At 37.9% G+C, this 21,993-nt stretch carries 12 protein-coding genes, 1 tRNA gene and 1 pseudogene; 6 read left to right on the top strand and 8 right to left on the bottom strand.

Going from position 1 to position 21,993, the window contains the following annotated elements; all coding sequences use genetic code 11:
• Window positions 1-285 precede the first annotated feature (285 nt).
• Together Q4546_RS02065 and Q4546_RS02060 are read left to right on the top strand one after the other, a co-directional pair.
• Window positions 286-1,233, top strand: coding sequence for a diguanylate cyclase (locus tag Q4546_RS02065; protein ID WP_303445593.1), 948 nt, complete (start codon window positions 286-288; stop codon window positions 1,231-1,233).
• A 230-nt stretch (window positions 1,234-1,463) separates the two neighbouring features.
• Window positions 1,464-3,878 carry a bifunctional diguanylate cyclase/phosphodiesterase gene (locus Q4546_RS02060; RefSeq protein WP_303445592.1) on the top strand — a complete coding sequence of 805 codons (2,415 nt, stop codon included), beginning with the start codon at window positions 1,464-1,466 and terminating at the stop codon, window positions 3,876-3,878.
• Between the two features lie 182 nt (window positions 3,879-4,060).
• On the opposite strand, the gene Q4546_RS02055 is transcribed toward Q4546_RS02060, so the two are convergent.
• The 5 genes from Q4546_RS02055 to putP all read right to left on the bottom strand — a co-directional run bounded on the left by Q4546_RS02055 (window position 4,061) and on the right by putP (window position 12,433).
• The gene (locus Q4546_RS02055) at window positions 4,061-4,732 is read right to left on the bottom strand and encodes an oligogalacturonate-specific porin KdgM family protein (RefSeq protein WP_102437072.1); all 672 of its coding nucleotides are present in this window, start codon (window positions 4,730-4,732) and stop codon (window positions 4,061-4,063) included.
• A gap of 552 nt (window positions 4,733-5,284) precedes the next feature.
• Entirely contained in the window at window positions 5,285-7,840 is a 2,556-nt protein-coding gene (locus Q4546_RS02050) for an MMPL family transporter (protein ID WP_303445591.1), read from the bottom strand.
• Window positions 7,841-8,050: 210 nt separating this feature from the next.
• Complete coding sequence (locus tag Q4546_RS02045) at window positions 8,051-9,487, bottom strand: MBL fold metallo-hydrolase RNA specificity domain-containing protein (protein WP_303445590.1); 1,437 nt, start codon at window positions 9,485-9,487, stop codon at window positions 8,051-8,053.
• Window positions 9,488-9,826: 339 nt separating this feature from the next.
• Complete coding sequence (proB, locus tag Q4546_RS02040; RefSeq protein ID WP_102437067.1) at window positions 9,827-10,927, bottom strand: glutamate 5-kinase; 1,101 nt, start codon at window positions 10,925-10,927, stop codon at window positions 9,827-9,829.
• A 9-nt stretch (window positions 10,928-10,936) separates the two neighbouring features.
• On the bottom strand, window positions 10,937-12,433 hold the full coding sequence (gene putP / locus Q4546_RS02035; protein WP_102476444.1) for a sodium/proline symporter PutP: 1,497 nt from the start codon (window positions 12,431-12,433) through the stop codon (window positions 10,937-10,939).
• Between the two features lie 463 nt (window positions 12,434-12,896).
• Between putP and Q4546_RS02030 the strand changes: the two genes are divergently transcribed.
• Window positions 12,897-13,388 carry a MarR family winged helix-turn-helix transcriptional regulator gene (locus tag Q4546_RS02030; RefSeq protein WP_076543138.1) on the top strand — a complete coding sequence of 164 codons (492 nt, stop codon included), beginning with the start codon at window positions 12,897-12,899 and terminating at the stop codon, window positions 13,386-13,388.
• Window positions 13,389-13,678: 290 nt separating this feature from the next.
• Window positions 13,679-14,856, top strand: a protein-coding gene (locus tag Q4546_RS02025) for an IS3 family transposase (RefSeq protein WP_303445589.1) whose coding sequence is annotated in 2 segments (ribosomal slippage) — window positions 13,679-13,946 and window positions 13,946-14,856 — 1,179 coding nt in all. Because the reading frame shifts where the segments join, the coding sequence is not laid out codon by codon here.
• A gap of 36 nt (window positions 14,857-14,892) precedes the next feature.
• On the opposite strand, the gene Q4546_RS02020 is transcribed toward Q4546_RS02025, so the two are convergent.
• The 3 genes from Q4546_RS02020 to Q4546_RS02010 form a co-directional block, all read right to left on the bottom strand.
• Window positions 14,893-15,504: a pseudouridine synthase gene (locus Q4546_RS02020; protein WP_303445588.1), complete on the bottom strand. Its 612-nt coding sequence runs from the start codon at window positions 15,502-15,504 to the stop codon at window positions 14,893-14,895.
• A gap of 362 nt (window positions 15,505-15,866) precedes the next feature.
• Window positions 15,867-15,957 (bottom strand) — tRNA-Ser (locus Q4546_RS02015).
• 337 nt (window positions 15,958-16,294) lie between these two features.
• Window positions 16,295-17,272 (bottom strand): transposase, encoded by a 978-nt coding sequence (locus Q4546_RS02010; RefSeq protein ID WP_303445644.1) that lies wholly within the window; start codon window positions 17,270-17,272, stop codon window positions 16,295-16,297.
• An 89-nt stretch (window positions 17,273-17,361) separates the two neighbouring features.
• On the opposite strand from Q4546_RS02010, the pseudogene Q4546_RS02005 reads away from it, so the two are divergent.
• Window positions 17,362-17,532 (top strand): annotated as a pseudogene (locus tag Q4546_RS02005) (ISAs1 family transposase); the annotation flags it as partial.
• A 156-nt stretch (window positions 17,533-17,688) separates the two neighbouring features.
• Window positions 17,689-21,897, top strand: a complete 4,209-nt coding sequence (locus Q4546_RS02000) for a hypothetical protein (RefSeq protein ID WP_303445587.1) — start codon at window positions 17,689-17,691, stop codon at window positions 21,895-21,897.
• Window positions 21,898-21,993: the final 96 nt, after the last annotated feature.

The raw sequence follows: 21,993 nt of genomic DNA, 5'->3' as shown, positions 1-21,993 counted from the left end.
AATGTGAAGTCACCACAGTTGAACTAATCAATAAAGAGCTAACAACAGTCTAACCACTCGGTAAAACTAAACCATCACGCTTCCTATGGGATTAGTTAAAACCGCTATTTCGCCGAAACATAACTAACGCTGATGCTTTTTAAAGGATGTTTGCTAATATTAATTTAGTAGAGCAAGGATTGAGCTTATTAAACTAATAGAAAATCAGCATTTACTCGACTAACAGTAGCGCTGTGTTAGCAGCCCTAATTAGTTCGCGTAAATGGGATTATAGAAGGGTTATAAATGGAAATTTCAGACCTCATTGTGTCCCAACATGACGTTAAAGGCAAAATTTTGGTGGTCGATGACCAAATTGTTAATGTCAAAATAATTAAAAAATTATTGCAAGAAGACTATGATATTTTCATGGCGACCGATGGCGATCAAGTCATCGACGTATGCATGGGTTTACAACCAGATATGGTATTACTTGATATAGAAATGCCGACAGTAAATGGTTTTGAAGTATGCAAACAACTCAAAGCGAATCCACTCACGGCCAATATCGCCGTTATATTTATTACAGCTCATTTTGAAGAAGCCACTGAGGTAAAAGGACTTCAACTTGGCGCAGTAGATTTTATTCATAAACCTATTAACCCCATCATCACCAAAACCCGAGTTAAAAATCAATTGAGGCTCAAACAGCAATCGGATTTATTGCGCTCTTTTGCCATGTACGATGCGTTAACGGGTGTCGCTAACAGACGCCAGTTTGACCAGCGTTTTGCCGCAAATTGGCGCCATTGTGTTCGTGAAAAAGAGCCTATTTCCATCATCCTGTTAGATATTGATGTCTTTAAGCAATACAACGATAACTATGGCCACCAGCAAGGAGATAACTGCCTAGCCCAGGTTGCCAAAACAATACAACAGACACTGAAACGTCCTTGTGATTTAGTGGCACGTTACGGCGGTGAAGAATTTGTGTGTATTTTGCCACAAACTGATTTTTGTGGCGCTGAACATAAAGCCAAATCAATTGTCGATAACATCAACGCCCTAAAAATCGAACACGGCTTTTCAAATGTATCAGACTACATCACCATCAGTGCAGGCGTAGCTACCGTTGTACCCCATAAGGATATGCAGCAAGGTATGTTATTGGAACTTGCTGATAAGCAACTGTATCTTGCTAAATCGAATGGAAGAAACCAAGTCGCCAGCATAGAAATAAGCAATATTTCCTAGTGGTTATTATTTGTGATTTAACAGAATAGTTGGACATAAAAAGTATAACTAATGGCATAAAGCTCATTTAGATTAAGTTTTTCATCACTGGTTTAGGAAAATATAAGCGATTTTGAAATGCAAATGAGCGCTAGCTCGAGTTTTTTAAATATTATTGGTGAATTACCCGCATAATGAGGTAGTTGCGACTATAGTTTATTATAAGCTTATGAATGGATTCGGGATGCTTTATGTCATTAGGACAATTTTTAAGGCCTTATGCCAAACTTTTATTGATTACATTGTCAGGATATACCTTTGTTTTTGCCGGTTTGCTGTCATTCGCATTTCAATTAAACAATGAGATACATGACTTTACTTCTCAAACCAATAAAATCTACCAACACCCTTTTCAAGTCAACGCCGCTGCGCGTATTTCACGACAATCAATTACAACCCTAAGAAACCAGCTACTCTATAGCCTCATTGACCAAAGTAATATTAGGCGTGACACCTTTGTTGTTGAGACCGACAAAATACAAACTACATTGGCTGATAATTTAAACATCATCCAAACAAATTTTTTAGGTGATATGACCAAAGTCACTGAGGCAATTTCATTTACTTTACAGCTTCAGCGCATTCAACAAGATATTATTGAATTGCTTATAAACCATGACATTACAAATGCTGAAAAACTGATAAAAAATCAGGCTACCCCCTTGTATCAAGCTTTAATGAATAGAATGGACTATATCGTTGACTACTCTTCAAACAAAGCGGCTAATTTAGTAATACAGGCTCAACAAAGAAGTGAAAAGTCACATACTACATTGTGGATCCTATTTACTGCATTTTCACTATTTACGATTTTGTCAGGCTGCATTACAGCCACAATGGTCCTAAGAAACTTATTTAACCGTGATAGTAGCCTGAGAAAAACGCATGAAGATTTGCGGATTGCTGCAACCGCTTTTGAAACCCAAGAAGGCATGCTGGTCACTGATACCAATAACAAAATATTACGCGTAAATCGCGCCTTTTCTAGGATTACCGGATATGATGCCGATGAGGTCCTTGGTCAAAATCCGAGTATTTTATCTTCCGGCAAACACAAAAAGCCGTTTTACCTACAGATGTGGAAAATAATCAAAGAGCACGGTTATTGGGAGGGTGAAGTTTGGGATAAGAAAAAAAATGGCGATATCTACCCACAAAAGCTCACTATCACTGCGGTCACTGATAATAATTCTGTCATTACCAATTATGTCGGCACCATCTGTGATATCACCCTTAATAAACAAGCTGAGAAAAAAATTGCCGATTTAGCTTATTTTGACCCATTAACTCGACTGCCAAACCGTCGTTTACTTATGGACCGCCTCAATCATTCTTTATTAACAAACAGCCGTCATAACCAAAAAGGGGCATTACTGTTTTTAGACCTTGATAATTTCAAAACCCTCAATGATACCTTAGGCCATGATATGGGAGACATACTCCTAAAAAAAGTGGCAAAACGGCTGGTACAGTGCATTAGAGAAAGCGATACAGTATCTCGTTTTGGCGGCGATGAATTCGTAATTTTAATTGAAGCATTAAGTGGTAAATCCACTATAGCTGCCACACAAAGCAAAGATATTGCCAAAAAAATACTCGCCTCAATTAATTTACCCTATCAACTAAATGGCCATGATTATTCCATTAGCACCAGTATTGGTATTACTTTAGTTAAAAACAAAAATACCTCCGTTGAAGAATTACTGAAACAAGCCGATATCGCCTTGTATAAAGCTAAAGACGATGGCCGCAATTCAATGCGATTTTTTGACCCCCAAATGCAAGCCAATATCTCTAATCGCGTCGCGCTAGAAGCAGAATTAAATCATGCTATTGAAAATAAACAATTTGAACTTTATTACCAAGTTCAAGTAGACAAGCATAACAATCCATTAGGTGCTGAAGCGCTATTGCGCTGGAATCACCCCAACAGGAGTCTTGTTCCTCCGGTAGAGTTTATTCCCGTTGCAGAGCAAAATGGTTCGATTATTTCAATTGGTCATTGGGTATTAGACGCCGCCTGTGCACAACTGCAATTATGGCAGCAAAATAGCTCAACTGAATCACTCACCTTAGCGATCAATGTCAGTGCGAGACAATTTCTCCAAGACAATTTTGTCGCAACAATAAAATCCGCATTAACATACCATAAGGTTCGCCCTGAATTACTGAAGCTAGAATTAACCGAATCAATTCTATTAAATGATATCGATAAAACCATAGTAAAAATGAACCAAATTGCTGCATTAGGCATTCAGTTTTCACTGGATGACTTTGGAACCGGCTACTCATCTTTACAATATTTGAAAAAATTACCTCTTTTCCAACTTAAAATAGATAAATCTTTTGTCGATGGTTTGGTTGAAGATAAGTGCGATCAAGAAATTGTCCGCACCATCATAGCAATGGCACATAATTTGGGTTTAACCGTGATAGCTGAGGGGGTAGAAGATGAATCACAGCGACAGATTTTATCAAAAGAAGGCTGCAGTCACTATCAAGGATATTTGTGTGGCAAACCTGAAACTATCGATAAATTTGAAGCTCGATTTTCACAACCTGATACGTCATCAACACCAGTAGCATTAACCGCCCTTTTTAACTGATTCAGTTTTAAAGGTTAATCAGAATAATTATCTGTCGTGATAGGAATTAACTTTTCAATAACTATCTAAAGCGATATCAGTTTGCAGAAAGCTTACCTTTGCAGATAAACCTTCATTCCTAAGCTTAGTGAATATATTGATAAAACTAAATGACCACTAACGCTGGATGAAATTATTATATCTTAATAACTATAAGTTAACCCTATTCGAGTACGTAGCTCACGATCAGGGCTATCATTACTGACATTAATATCACCAAATTCAACATAAGGTGTCCACTGGCCTATCTTACGAGCTACGGTTAGATTCAACTCATAATTGGTATCACCATTGTCATAAATATTGTAATCAACGGCCTTATATAAATCAGCTTCAAAACCAAATTTCCAATCGTGAGTGGTATAACCAAAACCTGTGGTCAATCGATGACGCTGCTTATCAACATCGGAATTATTTCTATAAAAGTCATGACGATAACGAGCTGTAATGGTTAAACCTTGAATGCTGTCAACGGCATAGTTTACTCGAATTTGCGGTTTATAGGTCATTCCTTTTTCACGGGCCTCAATGGGCATCCCTGGCACTATGGTCCAGTTATCGTTAATTTTAAAGCGATAATCTAAACCTAACTCCCAACCATTATTTTGGCTAGACTTCCTATCAGAACCATCTACAGGCTTAAATTTTAACTCGCCACTATAATTAAAATTACCAATACTGCTACCTATTTTGACCCGAGTCGACTCACCAGACTCAGCTCGAAATTCTTGACGAACGTTAAATGATGCAGCAGAAACGGTAGAGCAAGTAAACAGAGCGACACAGCCACACAAAAGCAGATTTTTAGCAGTCATTACAATAAACCCTCACATCATAGCTATGATACATCGAATTAAAAAGCCACTCATGTACCCAGTATAAATTCAATTAACAGCCTTAATAAGTAATACAATATTGTAAAATAGCACAGGTTTGTAAATTGAGATCTAGATCAAAATGATATAAACCACAGCAAAAACTCGCTAATTTACCGCCTATTTGCTTGCGAATGTTACGCATTCGTTCAACATAAGAGCGTAAACCCCTTGAGATGTAAGCAAAGGCGCCACAAGTTGTTACCAACCTATTATCAGCACTGTTAGGAATAGTAGCCTTTTGTATTACAAATTCACAATTTTAGGCACAGAGGTTATTTATAAAGCGCAAAAGTGACATGTAAAAAACACGCTGGTGATATGTAGAAATTCGACAGTAAAATATTGGCGATGAAAATGGCTTGCTTACGTTTTTAGCTTAAGTGCTAGTTATAATTGAGTATCGCTTAAGATTTGCATCAGGATTAAACAAGCCAATGTCCCTATCAGCATTTTTAAATAATAAAAATTTAAGCAAAGACCATAATAAGCTTATTTTAACGAATAGCCGGGCTGCATCTTTTTCACACTAAACAATAAAGCGGGTAATACCGTTAAACTGTAGAAAAGTAGAAAGCCGATGGCGATGGTGAGTAAAAAACCAATGCTATACATACCTCGGTGATCGGCCAGTAACAAAGAACCAAAGGTCGCCATTGTGGTTAGTGAACTTAGTACTGCCGCTCTTGGGGTTGATGATTGATAAAAGGCCCTCGCAGATCCCACCGCCCGAAAGCGCTCAACGATGTGAATACCATTATCGACCCCCAAGCCAAATATCAATGGAATGACAATGATGTTGGCCATATTTAGCGCCTGTCCACTCCAATGGGCAACAGCCATAGTTGATAAGGTGGTTAATAACAGCGGTATAAAAGTCAAAATAACATCGCGCTTATGTTTTAGCGCTAGCAACAAAATGACGGCTATCAGTAATAGTGAATAAGTGATTGCCTGCAAAAATGCGTTAATAATAATATTACCCACTTGCTGCTCGGCTACAGGTCTTCCGGTTGCATTGGGCGCTACGTCTTGTACAAGCTTAATAAATCTATCCAGCTGTTTCACATCACGCATATCGCCAGCAGGGTAAGCCACCACTAATAAATATTGCTCGTTTTTATATCGCTGAGCTAACACCGTAGGAATATCATCATAGCTTGGAATTGGGGCTTGCAATAACTGAGTTAAACTTTGCTGCATAACTTGTAATGGCGCCAATGCATGTTGATTAATTTGACTCACAAGGGTGAATTCATCATTATTTTTAAGCCAATCTAAGGTACGTTGCGCAATCACGCCTTGGGCATAATCAGCTCTGACTAGGTTTTGTTGCAAGCTTGCAAGGCTATCTAATGACTCTATTGGCGCATTGGCGGCTGCTAATGTTTGCAACAATGCTGCCTGTTTGGACGCGCGATCAGTGGCTAAAAAAGAGTTGATTGAAATCACATTGCTCACTTCAGCTAAACCAGACAATTGTGATTGCCACTTGGCCGCTTGTTGTCGTGATGTCGCTAGCATCATCATTTGATAGCTTGAGGTTAAGCCTTGTTGTTGAATTTCTTCAAGGGTTCTAACCGATTCAGACTTCACCGATTTTAATACCAAAGTCGAGAAATCAAATTCCATTTTACTGGCACCATAGCCAGAAATAGCTAAGGCTATCACGGCCAAAAAAACTACCATTTTGTGATGTTTAGGCAACCAGAAATCATCGTCGCTGGCATATTGGAACTGAGTATCACCCTCTTCAGTCGCTATGTTAGCCTTAAAACCATGCGCTCGAGGATAGCCACAAATAAAGAAAAAAGTCGGAATAACGATAAAGGTTGCCAGCAACCCCATTGCCATCCCCGCCGCTGAAATAACCCCTAATTCAGCAAGCCCGGTATAAGCTGTAGGATAAAAGCCAAGAAACCCTATGGCAGAGGTTAATGCGCACAAACTAAGTGGCGTAAAAGTGCCGCGAATTGCCGCAATCAAGCTGGCATAATTGGTAGGCTGTAGTGCTTGCTCTTCTCGTAATCGCAGACAAAAATGAATCGCAAAATCGACACCTAAACCAATAAACATCACCAAAAATACAATGGAAATGGTGTTGTATGAACCAACCAAAAATAATCCAAGTGCGAGCGTCCACACCAACCCAATAATCACGGCCACATAGCTGGCAACGATTATGCGCAAAGAGCGAATACCAAATCCCAATACTACAATCAAGCCTATCAGCGACATGGTCCCCGCTAAGGTTACGCTATTATTGGCGTCACTGATTTCATCATAGTCCAACGCCGTCTGACCAGTAATGCGAATTTGCACTGCGTCATTATCACTGTATTGATGGATAATATTTTGTGCGGTTTCGATGATATATTTATTCGGCTGTTTTTGATCGTTTTGAGGCTGTGCATTTAAGGTGATAATTTGATAAATAGTACCACGACTTGGTGGCATCAATACCTCAAACCAGTCAACACTGCCCTGCTTTGCCGCCAGTTGGTTTAATACGTTAATTAACAGCTTCGCGGCTTTAATGTCATCAGTTTCAATAGCATGATTTAATTGTGCTAATAATTGTATCCCAGCATCATTTTGCCCAGTAGTGCCATTAGCTTCAACTGACATGACCGCCTGAAGTTTTGGCATTATGCTGGCAACATTGGCATTAAAATCAATAAAGTCTTGCTCGGGTAATAACCACAAGGCTTGCTGCTTAAGCCATGGCAAGGTTGCTGGCGCAAATACGTCGTTAAATAAGGGCTGTGCAGAAAAGTCTGCTTGTAGCGCTTCAGTCATAGTTTGTACTTGCTGATGATTGTCACCAGAAACCACAATGACCAGACCATTTTCAGAGTCGCCAAATTCATTTACCGTCTTAGTTAAGTTGTCCTTCCATGGGGCATTTTGTTGAACGAGACGATCTAGGTTGGAGTCAACCACGAAATTATTTTTACTGTAGATAATAGCAATGGTGGTCATTAGCCCAATAAAGAGCAATGACAATATAAACGGCAATGTTTGTTTTGAAAAAAACCAATGTTTCACAAGTGAGCTTCGCAGATAAAGTGGATAGCGACATTATAGTCTTGATAATCATCCATGTGGCAATGACATAAGCAACAACAATGATAATTTGTCATTGGGAAAGGCTGTAATGAACATATGTATTAATGTGCATTCGCAGTCAACGTCAGCACAAAACACTATTGCTCAATGACAGCATTGCTCAATTACAGCACCGCTGGATAACGCCATTCAACACCAAACCAGTTGTGGTAGGCCATTTAAATCCAGTTTATCGCCATGGGCTGCTATCGCAAGCGCTTGGGGGGCAGATGATTTATCTTGCTGTATTGCATCCACTAACCCTTGCTGCGCCGTGGTTTCACCGTGGACTAATATCAATGGTGGTTGATGATTAAAATGACGATACCAGCGCAGTAATTCAGCTTGATCGGCATGGGCAGACAAGCCGCCTATGGTATGCAACTTAGCAGCAACTTTAACCGATTTTCCGCGAATAGTCAGTTCAGGCTGACCATCTACCAGCGCTCTGCCCGGTGTGCCTTCTGCTTGATAACCACAAATAATGACATCACATTCTGGGCGCCATAAATTATGCTCGAAATGGCAACGAATTCGCCCGCCGTTACACATACCGCTACCGGCAATGATAATCAGCCCCTTATGTACTTCGTTCAGCAGCATTGACTCATCTGTGCTTTGGGTAAACTCAACATTAGATAATAGTGGGTGCTCACCTGGATGCATGCGGGTAAAGCGTTTAAAGTCTTCATCCATTAACGGGTAATTATTGATATACACCCGAGTCGCTTCAATAGCCATCGGGCTATCTAAGCAAATTTTCCAACGAGACAAATCCCACTCTTTGGCATACAAATGAAATAAATACAGCAATTCTTGTGCTCGCCCCACCGAAAATGCTGGTAGCAATATATTGCCGCGACTTTCGGTTATCGCTTTGGCAAAAATTTGTTTTAACTCAGCAATGGTTTCATCCCAACTACGGTGTAAACGGTTACCATAAGTACTTTCCATTAAGACTAAATCAGCATTATCAATTAAGGTAGGGTCTCGTAGAATCGGCATGCCTGCACGGCCAAGATCACCACTAAAGACTATGGTTTTCTGCTGACTGCCCTCACTTAGTTGTAACGAAACAATAGCCGAGCCTAAAATATGCCCAGCATCAAACAGTCTTACACTAACATGGGGCACGATTGGGTTTTCGACTTGGTAATCGAGCTGCACGAACTGCGATATCGCCTTTTCAACATCTTGTTGATCAAATAATGCCGCTATTGGCTCAAGCTGTTGCTTATTACGCTTCTTATTAAGCCGTTCATTATCGCGCTGTTGCAGCATGGCGGCATCTTTTAGCATTACAGTGCACAGTTCAGCCGTAGCTTTATTGGTATAAATAGGGCCATCAAAGCCTAACTTTGCCAATAAAGGTAAGCGGCCTGAATGATCAATATGAGCATGACTTAATACCACCGCATCGATAGTGCTTGCCTCAAAAGCAAACGGCTCATGATTCCGAAGTTCAACGGCTCTACCACCTTGAATTAAACCGCAATCTAACAACACTTGTTTACCGTCGATAGTTAATAAATGACAGGAACCTGTTACCTCTTGAGTTGCCCCTAAAAAACGCAGTGTCATTTCCATGGTAACTTCCTCGGTTTTCCCTTGAGTCGTTCCTTAATCATAGACTATGACAATAAATTAGATGCGAATAAGCCATTGGTAAGTGCATATAATTAACAGATAGAGAAGTGCTAAGAAAGTGAGTATGGAGAAAGAGTCAATAAGTTAAAAACACACAGGCAACAACCCACTTAAAGTAAGTGATTAATAGCCCTTTAACCCGATAGGATCTATTACAACAATCAAACGAGAAAGGCTATTTTTGTAATTTAAGTCAGTTACTTAGCTGCATCAACTGCATCAATTACAATAGTGCCCTAGCGGCGTGATATACATTGGCTGATAATATTAAGATTAAACTCATGTTCTCTGCAAAACGGCGAGATTTATCGGTGAAATGATTGAGTTGTTTTGTGGTTGGCTAGCTACATTTTCACTCGTGTTAGCTTGTTGAGTGAGATAGTTAAGCAAACAACTGCTGTAATTAGATGTGGCCTTTGCCACTTGTGAGCCATCATCAGTGCGGATTAAAATAGTATCACCCACTGCAAACTCGCCTTTTACCGAAAGAATACTAGCACTGGTGATCACATCATCATGCTGACTAATCGCTGCATGTTGATCTTCAATCACCACCTCACCTCGCTCGCGGACAGTATGAGTCATCCAATGCTGCTCTGGTGACATCGGGGTTTTACAAGACACAAAATGCGAGCCTGGGTTTTCATCTTGCAGCAAGGCGCTAAAAGTTTGATGATTAAAGCCATTAACTACATAAGTATCAATGCCATGAGCCACCGCTTTTTCAGCCGCCTCTATTTTGGTTTGCATGCCGCCAGTGCCCATTGAGCTGGTTGCACCGCCTGCCATTTGATAAATAGACTCGTCAATAACATCAATGGTTTTAATCAATTTAGCATCAGCATGTTGCTGGGGGTTTTTATCAAACAATCCATCAACGTCAGTACAAAGGATTAAGCCATCTGCCCCTGTTGATGCCGCAACCATAGCGGCGAGATTATCGTTATCGCCAACTTTTAACTCTTCAGAGGTCACCGTATCGTTTTCATTTACGATAGGTAATACCCCATGCTCCAATAAGGATTCTATGGTTTCTTTAATACTGGCATAGCGTTCTTTATTACATAAATCAGCATGGGTCAGAAGAATTTGCGCAGTGGGAAAGTCAAATAACTTATCCCAAACTGCCATCATATTGGTTTGTCCGGCTGCTGCCATGGCCTTTTTTAGGGCAATTGACGGTGATTTAATATCAATCCATTGACGACCAGCAGCAACTGAACCCGAAGAAACCAAAATAACTTGCTTTCCCTGCTTACGACAACGAAGTATAAATTGCGCAATACTCAACAGGTGATGCGAACTACAACCGTTGTTTTCAGGGGCAATTAACGCACTACCCACCTTTATCACCAATCGTTGATTGGATTTAATAGACATGAGTAGACCTTATGATAATTGTTGAATTAATTGATGATTAACATCTTTAAATGTTTTTTGGATCTCAGCAGATGGCGCTTTGGTTATTAAACTCACTAACCAAATCGATACTGCACTGATGAAAAAGCCCGGCAGCATTTCATACACTACACTGCTTAAGGTTTCACCATTAGCTAATACAGGTGCAAAAATCCAAAATAATACCGTCACAGTACCAGTAATTATGCCGGCTAAGGCCCCTTCATAAGTCACCTTTTGCCATAACAAACTAAATAAAATCAGCGGACCAAATGCCGCGCCAAAGCCTGCCCAAGCATTACTGACAATAGATAAAATACTACTCGATGGGTTCATTGCGATAAAAGATGCCACAACAGCTACACCAAATACGCAAAGTCGGCCAATATTCACCGCTGTTTTATCAGATACTGCTTTTTTGCTGTAAGCACGATAGATATCTTCTGTCAGTGAACTTGAAGACACTAGCAATTGTGAAGAAATGGTACTCATTACCGCCGCTAGAATTGCCGCTAATAAAAAACCGCCAATTAAAGGATGAAATAACACTTCAGAAAAGAAAATAAAGATAGTTTCAGGATCGGCAAGCGTGACTTCAAATTTACGCGTATAAGCCACCCCCGTTAAACCCGTCGCTAAAGCGCCAATAATGGTCACTGTCATCCAGCTCATACCAATCCGGCGAGCTGTTTTGATATTTTTAACAGAGTCTATCGCCATAAATCGAACAATAATATGCGGTTGACCAAAATAGCCCAGTCCCCATGCCAAGCTAGATAGCAGCGATACCAGAGTTAAACCAGATAAGCTTTCACTAAAAGAAGGAATCGTCTCAAGTGAATAATTCATCATACTTGATGGACTATCAAAATGCGTGAACGCCACAACAGGCACTAAAATAAGGGCAATAAACATAATCACACCTTGGACAAAGTCTGTCATGCTTACGGCTAAAAAGCCGCCCATCAAGGTATAAGCCACCACCACTAGCATGGTAATAACAACGCCAGTTTGATAGTTCATTGCAAACGCGGTTTCAAATAACTTACCACCGCCAACAAGACCTGCTGAGGTGTATAAAGTGAAAAATATGATGATGACTACAGCTGAAATGAGGCGGATAACACCATTTTCTTTATCAAATCGTTTACCAAAAAAATCTGGCAAGGTTAACGAGTCATTGGTTTTTTCGGTGTACAAACGCAGCTTAGGCGCCACAAGTTTATAGTTAGCCCATGCGCCAATCACTAAGCCTAGTGCAACCCAAATAGTATCAAACCCTGAAACAAAAATGGCACCGGGTAATCCCATTAGCATCCAACCACTCATATCAGATGCACCAGCAGATAATGCGGTCACTTGAGGGCTAACTTGGCGGCCGCCAAGCATATATTCAGAAAGATTAGCTGTGGATGTTTTTGCGGCGTAGATACCGATAGCTAACATGAGTACAAAATAAACCCCTAATGAAATATAGGTATATTCCATTATTTACCAGCCTTATTTATTTTAGTTAGCGGATAAAAAATATAAGTACTAAGAATTAACCATAAACATATTAATCCCACTGTATGTTTCGCTATTTCAAATGAACGTGTTGTTAATTGTTGCAGATAACTGGGACTGTCACATGAACTGGTTTCGCCTTGCATTTAATTCTACCTCTAATAATTAGTACTCTAACTATTATGTTATAGACTTATTACACTAAGATCAACCGAGCAAATTCCAAGCTGATATTTTACAGTAGCTTAATGGCCGCTAATTCTTACGACATGAAAATAAATCATTTGAGTTAATCCCATTTTTTAAAAGTGGTTATTGTTTAAAAGCGAAAATGGTTAGTATTCGACTCGAAAGCAGCTAAGACTTATTGCTAATAGACAATATGGACTGATAAAAAATAAGGTTAGTGTTATCCTACACTCATGGCTAATAACTAGAAGAAGCAATGGAAAAATACGAAGAACTATTAATATCGATACGTAAAGTGATTCGAGCAATTGATTTGCACTCAAAACAGTTGAATAAAAAGTCTGGTATAACCGGGCCTCAATTAATGATCATGCAAGAAATCGCCGGTATTAATGGTGTTACAGCGAGTCAAGTGGCTAAAAATATCAACTTGAGCGCTGCAACTGTGACTAACATTTTAGACCGCTTAGAAAGCAGAAATTTAATTCAAAGAGTCCGAAGTGAGCAAGATAAAAGACGGGTTAGTTTATATTTATCTGATGAGGGCAAGGCTTGTTTACTTGAAGCGCCAAAGCCATTGCAGGAGCATTTTATTCAAAATTTCTGCGCATTAGAAGAATGGGAACAGTCTCAGCTTTTATCATCAATGCAACGTATTGGCTCTATGATGGATGCCAACGAACTCGATGCAGCGCCAGTACTTGAGGTCGATCCCATTTATAAAAGCACTGAATTACCTGCAGAATAACCATCACAATGGTTTAAGAATATAGCCAATTGATAAAGTAGAGGGGTAAAATGGAACTTATAATATCCCTCTATCAAGTTATTTAAGCTGTGACTCTTTAATCATTAACAGCTTTAGCCTTTCCGCTACACCCCTTCGTAATAGGTTGAACTCTTGCTTAAGGATTATTATGCGAGGTCAATTGATCGGACAGTAAGAATATCGGCTAGGTTACTGACTGTAGTGGCATAGTTAATTTGGCCACCTAGTTAGAGGTGATATCATCACCTCATAAGTTAACAGGTGACACTATGAAAAAACGTACAAGAAGACTTTTTAGTGCAGAGTTCAAACTTGAATCTGCACAACTCGTGCTAGATCAGAATTACTCAATTGTTGAAGCTGCTCAAGCTATGAATGTGGGCAAATCAACCATGGATAAGTGGGTACGACAATTAAGAGAAGAGCGACAAGGTAAGCAGCATAAAGCATCACCTATATCACCAGAACAAGTTGAAATTCGAGAGTTAAAAAAGCAACTAGCTCGCCTCCAGGAGCACAACGAAATATTAAAAAAGGCCACAGCTCTGTTGATGTCGGACTCACTGAACAATTCTTAATAATTGAGAAACTCAGGCAGAGCTATAGCATAAAAACATTATGCGAAGTGTTCAGTATTCATCGTAGTAGTTACAAGTATTGGAGAAAGAGACCAATAACCATTAACGCAGATAAGGTTAAGCTTCGCAGCCTAGTCAGCGAAGTACACACTGCAAGTAATGGATCGGCAGGTGCTAGAACGATTGCAGATATGGTTAGCCAGCAGGGTGTCTCGCTAAGCCGTTATCGTGCCACTAAGTTGATGAAAGAGCTTGGTATAGTTAGCTGCCAGGTACCTAGGCACAAATACCGAAAAGCGACACTAGAACATATTGAAATCCCTAATCACCTAGGTCGACAATTCGCTGTCACAGCTCCGAATGAAGTCTGGGTTGGTGATGTTACCTACGTGTGGGCTGGTAACCGTTGGATGTACTTAGCTGTGGTGATTGATCTATTTGCACGTAAAGTGATTGGCTGGGCTATGTCGTTATCACCTGATAGTCGTTTAACTGGCAAAGCGCTTTCGATGGCCTATGAAGGTCGTGGTAAACCTAAAGATGTTATGTTCCATAGCGATCAAGGGACTCACTATACAAGCAGAAGATATCGGCAACTATTATGGCGATACCAGCTCAAACAAAGTTTATCTCGACGTGGGAATTGTTGGGAGAATAGTCCAATGGAACGCTTTTTTAGGAGTCTTAAGACAGAATGGATACCACCAACAGGATACCGTAACTTTGCAGAAGCTAAGCAAGAAATTACACGATACATAATTGGATATTATTGTCAGCTTCGCCCGCATCAATATAACGGCGGACTGACACCTAATGAATCAGAACGATTGTTCTGGTTAAACTCTAAGACTGTGGCCAATATTTCTTGACCACTACAGACAAAGTGGTAGCAATTAAGTACGGCATTATAAATGAGTTAGCCTAACAACATCACCAGCAGCCATATTATCAATATGAATATCGCCAATTCTCACTCTTACCAACCTTAATGTGGCAAAGCCGACAGCAGCGGTCATTTTTCTGATCTGACGATTCTTACCTTCACAAAGCGTAATAGAAACCCAACTTGTTGGCCCATGTCTTGGGTCGCGAATTTTACGACCCCGAGAGGGAAGCGAAGGTTCTTCATCTAATTTGAACGCCTTACAAGGCAAGGTTAAATATTTACTACCATTAATGCCAATTTCAACCCCATTTTGCAGTAATGAAATCGCCTCAGGAGTAATATCACCATCCAGCTGTACATAGTATTCTTTCGCTATACCTTTACTTCTGATCTTATGACTCATCATGCCATCAGTGGTGAGTAATAACAGTCCTTCTGAGTCATGATCTAACCGACCAATGGCCATGGTTTTATCGGGGAAATTAAATAGCTCACCCAGTAGATGTTTCTTCTTACGGGTTTCAGGTACAAACTGGCTTAAAAAACCATACGGTTTAAATATTTTAAAATGCTGATGAATTTCGCTCTTATCAGCAGGCGCTAGCAAACCCGTTTGGTTAGTAGTTGGCATAATATGGCTTTTAATCGTAAAAACTGTATAGGTTGGCATTATACGGTGAGTCTTAGCATGATGCACATAATCTAAAACGCCCCCAATACACATAATTAAAAGTAAATATTCTTATCAGCGCATAAAATGCTAGAAGAAACGAGGATAAACATATTGAGCAAACATTACTGGGGGCTTGCTCATATGAAAAGCAGTGACATTGACTGAGTCAATCTTCTCAAGGTAAATAAGTGACTATAAAACAGGCAATTTAAATACTAGGCAATAAAGCAATTTTGAATTAATAGTATTAATCTTCAATATTTTTAGTGATTTAAACGAAAAAAGGCTCATCATTCCTGATGAGCCTTTCGTCTTGAATATGGCGGAGAGATAGGGATTTGAACCCTAGATGGGCTACAAACCCATGCCGGTTTTCAAGACCGGTGCATTCGACCACTCTGCCATCTCTCCGAACGCCGCGAATAATATGACAAGCTGCGGTCGCTGTAAATCCCTAAATGACATAAAAACGTTTAAGTGTTGATAAAAAAAACAAAGTGTTCATTAATTAAATTGTTTGAGCAATAAAATTAAAAAGCCACCCATTATTTTGAAGTTATAACATATCGCCTTTCGATTTGAGTTGCTAACACCTACATTCATTAACTGATGGGATTATTCCAGCCAAAGGACTGAATATTTCATCATTAATCACCAAAATTAACTCATAAACTAAATTCAATCCAGCAGAAAAGCTTGATATCAATCAAGTGGAAAATGCTTTTATTTGAGATTAAGAAATGATTTATTAAGCGCACAACCAGCGCTGACAGTTAGCTGCGCCTTGTCGTCGTTTTAGGTCTAAATGCTCACAATAATCTGTTAATGCAGGCAACGCCCCCACCGCACCTTTGAATAAAGCGCCAAACTCAGTGGTGATTTTAAGCCAATTCTCTGCGGGAATGTTCAGCCTATTGAGGATATCCTGACTACTCGCGCTAATGACGCCGCGTTTATCTTCTCGAATAATCCGCCCTGTATCTTCAACCAGCACAATGTAGTCTTTAACACTAAACATCAGTCCATTAGGCATATTTAAACGTTCATTTCCTACAAATGGTATTAACTCTTTTGGTTGCTCACCTTTAATCGCTGAATTTATGCGTCGTTGAATACTGGTGTAATCTGACCTTTCAGGTGTTGCAGCCATTTGCGCGCGAATTGGATTCAAATCAACATACGCCATACAGGCGAGTACGGCCGCATCATCTAACAAGGCTTGAGATTTAAACCGCCCTTCCCAAAAACGGCCTGTACACTTATCTTCTTTATTGGCCATTCTAGCAATGGGTTCACTCAAGGAACGCATAAACCAACTAATATCAGTTAAACGCTCTCGATATAGTGCAATACACTCATTAACCGTCTTTAATTCAAACTCATTAAGCGCTTCACCTTTAACAAATTTATGGGTCAGCAAGGTGCCTTTAAAGCCTTTATGCCATTGGGTAAGCACATCTATATCAGACCAATCTTTGGCTTTATCCACATCGACTTTAAGCACCACATGTAAATGATTACTCATTACCGCATAAGCACAAATATCAATCGCGAAAATCGTCGCTAATTCAATAATGCGGCTATCAACCCACTCACGGCGATGTTCAAAGTTTTCGCCTGTCGACTTATCAAACCCACACAAAAATGCCTTACGTACCACACGCGAACAACAGTGGTAGTAAGGCGTATCTTCTAAACTCACGAGTGTTTTTCTAGGTCTGGCCATCATCAATCACCGAATATTAAGCAGTAACTAAAGCCTAGTAGAGTGTTTAATATTTAGCCATTTAGAATGGGTGGCCAAGTTATTGTGATAAAGACCACGGTGCCGAAAACCTATATTGCCTGCGCCATATAGGGTTGAATATGCTTCGTTCAGAGCCAACCAAACTCAGTATCGTTGGAAAGCAGAAGCGTTGCATGATGAACACTGTGATGTTAGAGACTGGATTGAGTGCTGGATTGAGTGCGGTGAGTAAAAATTAGACACTCATGCGTTCGCCCTGGTGTTGTACTACTTTCTCTTGCTTTTTTTGGCTTTCATAGGTGTCTGTACGATATTTGAACTATGGTTTTATAGTGTTCTATACATTTATTAGTAATTTTATATCAAATATTAAATACTTTACAAGGAAGTATAAAATGAATATGAAAACTGTAATTAAAAAGCTTCTTGATGACGTTGTGGTACCTAGAAAAGAATGGGAAAAAAAATTAGATGATTTTTTTACTGTAAAAATTAATAAAAAAGACTCAGACAATCATTCAAAATATCTATACCTTGGAGGTGTTGGGGGGGCTGGGAAAAGTGTTTTAGCAAAATACCTCAATAAAAATAAAAATGACAAGATAAGGGTAGCTGTAAATATTGAAGTTAAAGAAAATCTATTTATTGATAATGAACCTTATCTTAAATGGTGGCTAGTTTTAGATAAAATTGTTAAGCAAATTAAATGTGAAACCTTAAAAACAAAATCAAATGATACTCTTAAGTTAAACAGTAGCCTCGGTTTTGAAGGTTTCCAGCTTTTTTATGACAGTTGTATAGATACCCGTGATACTCAGAAAATTCAAGAGTTTAAAAAGTCAAAGTACTATGTAGCTATGGTAAAAATAATTAGCAGGCTTTTATTTGTTATTATTGTGGCTGTTATTGCTTGGAAGTTTGAAATAATGAAAGCTGACAATCCAAGTGGTTTTTATTATTTTATGTTTTTATTGATTCCACTTTTAATTTTTGAAGTTGTTTCCTTTGTCATTAAAGAATGTAATAAACCCAAAGCTAATGAGTGGAAAAGGTATTACTCTAATCTGTATAATAAGGTTGGGAAAAAGCCTTCTGATTTTAGAGAAGCCATTGGAGGAACCGAAGAGACATTATTTGATGATCCTTTATCACTCTACTCAACACCTTCTGTATTATTAGACGTATTTAAATTCGAATTAAATGATTTTTGTATGAAAAATTTTGAAAAAATAGAGTTCTATTTTGTTTTTGACATTGAATTATTGCCTAAAAAAGATTCGGCTAAAGATTCATTTGTTGAGTTTTTCTCTACATTTTTCGATAATTCTTTACATCATTTGGGAGATGATTCTTTCTTTTATTTTAATAAAATGGTTTCTGTAATTTTAATATCAAAAAATTTACAAAAAGTATTTAACTCAGATGAACATCGTGATTCTAGTGTGATGAACAATCTAGAAAATATTATAAGAATAAAAAGTTTTAGTGAATCAGAAGCTATTAAATTTATCTCAACGGCTATAGAGAAAACACCTGTAGTTGATAATGGTTTAATATATGACATTAAAAAATATTTAGATAATGACAAGACAAAGACTGATAAAACCAATGAAGAAAAAGAACTCGAACGTATATTTTCTTTTTTATACAAAGGGCAATCTAATAATACACACCCACAAGCTGTAAGGAGTAGAATTCAAGCCTTTTTAGAAGAGTTCTCGTTAAAATCCAAAAAAGATATTCTGGCTCAAGCGGACTCTGAAAGCTTTCAAAGCACAAGGCCTAATAACAGATTAGTTGAGTATATTTCAGATAAAGTTAAAAGCAAGGATGCTGCAATAGAAAGGTTGACGAGTGATTTAAATGGGGAGGAAAAGCTGCAAATGAAAAGGCAATTGTCTTTGTTAGCTTGTTTTGACTCATTCCCTCGGTCTTATTGGGAGAACTACTTAGAGGGAAGATTTGAAGATTTTGATAATTTAAAACAAAGGAATTCGTTAGTCAAAACATTTTTTGCCAAAAATAATTTTGGAAAGGATGAAGAACACATCGCTTTAGAAGACAACGTAAAAAAAATAATCACAGATAGCCCTTCTTTTTTCAGAGATTTAGATGGAAATGGTGATCGACGAGACATTTTAAGATTGTATAACGATATAAAGCCTAAAGGTGACGTTCAAAATTATTTAGAAATAACAGTTGCGTTATGTTGCTTTCGTTGTCCAGCATACTTAAACTTTTCAAGTGCAGACTGGCATATAGATGAGTGTGTTGAGTGTATACAATGGGTTAATGATAAAGTAGAAGCGGAAATGGAAACGCTATCCGTTTGTAATGATAAATTAATAAAGCTTCAAAAATACTGTGTAAATTTGTTTATATTAATCTTTTTAAATGGCCCGAAAAATAAGCAAGAATTTATTTATAAAATTAAACGTTGTGATGATTGGGGGGATTTGTTTAAGTCCTTCACCAAAATCATTAAAAATTTCAATCAGTATGATTTAATTACTTTGGAAGAGAGGGCGGAATTATCAGAGATTAGAATTAGGATTGGTAAAATAATTAATGAAGAAAGTTGTAATGAAGAACACTCTATCTACTCAAGTTTAATGGAATTGAATTATGCTGTGGATAATCTTGTGATAATGTTAGTGGGGTATGATGCAAGAAAACAAATTAAAGCAACTGTAGAATGCATTGATCATATTGATAGCGGCTGGGATAAGTTATTAAATGATCTCAATAGCAGTTGGGCTGAAATAAAAAATGCAAAAGATAATAGAGATGAAAGTTTTAAAAGCGAAATGGAAATCAAAAAGCAAATGGCGTCATTATCTAAAAATTTTGGTAAAGCTGAATTTAATGAGAAGTTATCATCGGAATTATTAATTGAAATTGTAGTTTGTTTTCGTAAATTAACATCTAGTATTTTGAGTCGAGGGTATTTAACTGGAACTTTAAATTTAAAAGTATGTGAAAATGAAATTTTAAAACCTTTTGTTAAATTATTAACAATACACGATAAGGATGCTGGATTTAATGACTGCCTTACTTTTTTTTCATGGAATAAGTTACGAGCATTAACATACTGGTTGTCTGATTTAATAAGCCATGGCGATGTTAAGCAAAGTTCACTTATTAATGAATGGCAACAATCTTTAGAGCATGTAATGCGATATCGAAATTCGTTACGAGTGAAGGACCATTTAGAGATAGTATCTTCGATTCATAATTTTGAGAATATAATTTCAACATTAAGCCTAGACATTAATACTACTAATTTTTATGGTGCTGATTATGGTGTTGATTTTTCACATGAAGAGACATTCTCATTTTTTATCGATATTGCTACAAAGTTGAATGAGTCAAAAGTAGAATTATACTATATGAATTTGTTTAGAAGTTTTCATATGACATTAATACATTATTTTGAAAGGTTAGACGAATCAGATTTAGGTAGAGAAGATATCCTTAGAAAAAAAGTACGAGTTGCAACCATTGGCCTTTCACTTACTATGTCTTCAGTATTTAAAGAAGAAACTAAGGGGATTATAGAATGCTTAAAGAAAATATATATTATTGCGATAGTAAACCACTTAGATGCAAGCAATTATAAATCATCTAAAAAAGGTGTTTTTTTTAATGATGAACAAACAAGAGCAATTGAAAAGTTCTCTAAACAAAAGTACATTGTAGGAGAAGTTATTCAAAGTGTTTTGGAAGTGCTTTCATTATTCAATCCTTTAAGTTTTAACAGTAGCACTCGTAAATTAATTGTTGGACAAATCACTGAATTTGAAACAAGGCATTATGCCATTGTTGTTCCACCAAAAGATTTTACTGTTACTTTACCTAAAAGTCTTGTTCCTACATTGATGTATAATGACTTGGATTTCAATGTAAAATATTTAACAAGCTCTGAAATGGCCGATAATATAGAGGATGATATAAATATTTTTGACTTACCAGATGATGAAACTCCTTCCGATACTAAAATAAATTGGAAAAAACGCTATATAATCTTAAACACTCTTTCAGGAGAATTTACATCAGACACACTGGTTACCGCTAAAGGTGGTGAATACATAGGAGAGTCTCTTCATTTATTATTTCCTACAGCAACTAGCTGGAAGAATACAAACCCACGTAAAACGAAAATATCACCTGCTGATGAACTTAAAATAAATCAATCACAAAATGAAATAGAATGGGATGGTGACGTTTGGCTCGGTGGTTCAAATAGTTGGGCTGTTATGCGTTTAAAGGAGGATTATAAAAAAGTTTTTTTATTTAATGGCGGTGCACTTCATAAAGAAATACAAAAGTATTTAAACTTAAGAAGGTTAACTTTGTTCCCAAAAATTAATCCAGAAGGTATTAAGGATGAAAGATCTATAGAACGAAAAGAAATTGAAAAATTTACCGAGTTTGGCCATGATGGATTAAATGTGATTTTTGGAGAAAATGATGAAACCGTGTTTAGCTTTAAAGAACCTGATTCAATAGATGATAGGAAAAACAGAACATTTTTGTCCATGTTCAATAAAATATTTGATGTCCCTGCATCAATTGTAAATTGGGATGATGAATCGAAGCTATAACCTGTTATGTTCTGCCATTGAGGGTGTAACAGATTCTGTGTAACTGCAATTTAGTTAATATGCTTCACAATTCTGTCTTCGAACTCAATAATAAAT

This window comes from Shewanella sp. 4_MG-2023 (assembly GCF_030548015.1).
Taxonomy (GTDB): domain Bacteria; phylum Pseudomonadota; class Gammaproteobacteria; order Enterobacterales; family Shewanellaceae; genus Shewanella.
This window is presented reverse-complemented; position numbering and strand designations above follow the sequence as displayed.

What these genes read in the sequence shown, in the direction of transcription:
- Q4546_RS02065 (WP_303445593.1), top strand. Translation starts at nt 286, where the DNA reads ATGGAAATTTCAGACCTCATTGTGTCCCAACATGACGTTAAAGGCAAA.
- Q4546_RS02060 (WP_303445592.1), top strand. Translation starts at nt 1,464, where the DNA reads ATGTCATTAGGACAATTTTTAAGGCCTTATGCCAAACTTTTATTGATT.
- Q4546_RS02055 (WP_102437072.1), bottom strand. Translation starts at nt 4,732, where the DNA reads ATGACTGCTAAAAATCTGCTTTTGTGTGGCTGTGTCGCTCTGTTTACT.
- Q4546_RS02045 (WP_303445590.1), bottom strand. Translation starts at nt 9,487, where the DNA reads ATGGAAATGACACTGCGTTTTTTAGGGGCAACTCAAGAGGTAACAGGT.
- proB (WP_102437067.1), bottom strand. Translation starts at nt 10,927, where the DNA reads ATGTCTATTAAATCCAATCAACGATTGGTGATAAAGGTGGGTAGTGCG.
- putP (WP_102476444.1), bottom strand. Translation starts at nt 12,433, where the DNA reads ATGGAATATACCTATATTTCATTAGGGGTTTATTTTGTACTCATGTTA.
- Q4546_RS02030 (WP_076543138.1), top strand. Translation starts at nt 12,897, where the DNA reads ATGGAAAAATACGAAGAACTATTAATATCGATACGTAAAGTGATTCGA.
- Q4546_RS02020 (WP_303445588.1), bottom strand. Translation starts at nt 15,504, where the DNA reads ATGCCAACTACTAACCAAACGGGTTTGCTAGCGCCTGCTGATAAGAGC.
- Q4546_RS02010 (WP_303445644.1), bottom strand. Translation starts at nt 17,272, where the DNA reads ATGGCCAGACCTAGAAAAACACTCGTGAGTTTAGAAGATACGCCTTAC.
- Q4546_RS02000 (WP_303445587.1), top strand. Translation starts at nt 17,689, where the DNA reads ATGAATATGAAAACTGTAATTAAAAAGCTTCTTGATGACGTTGTGGTA.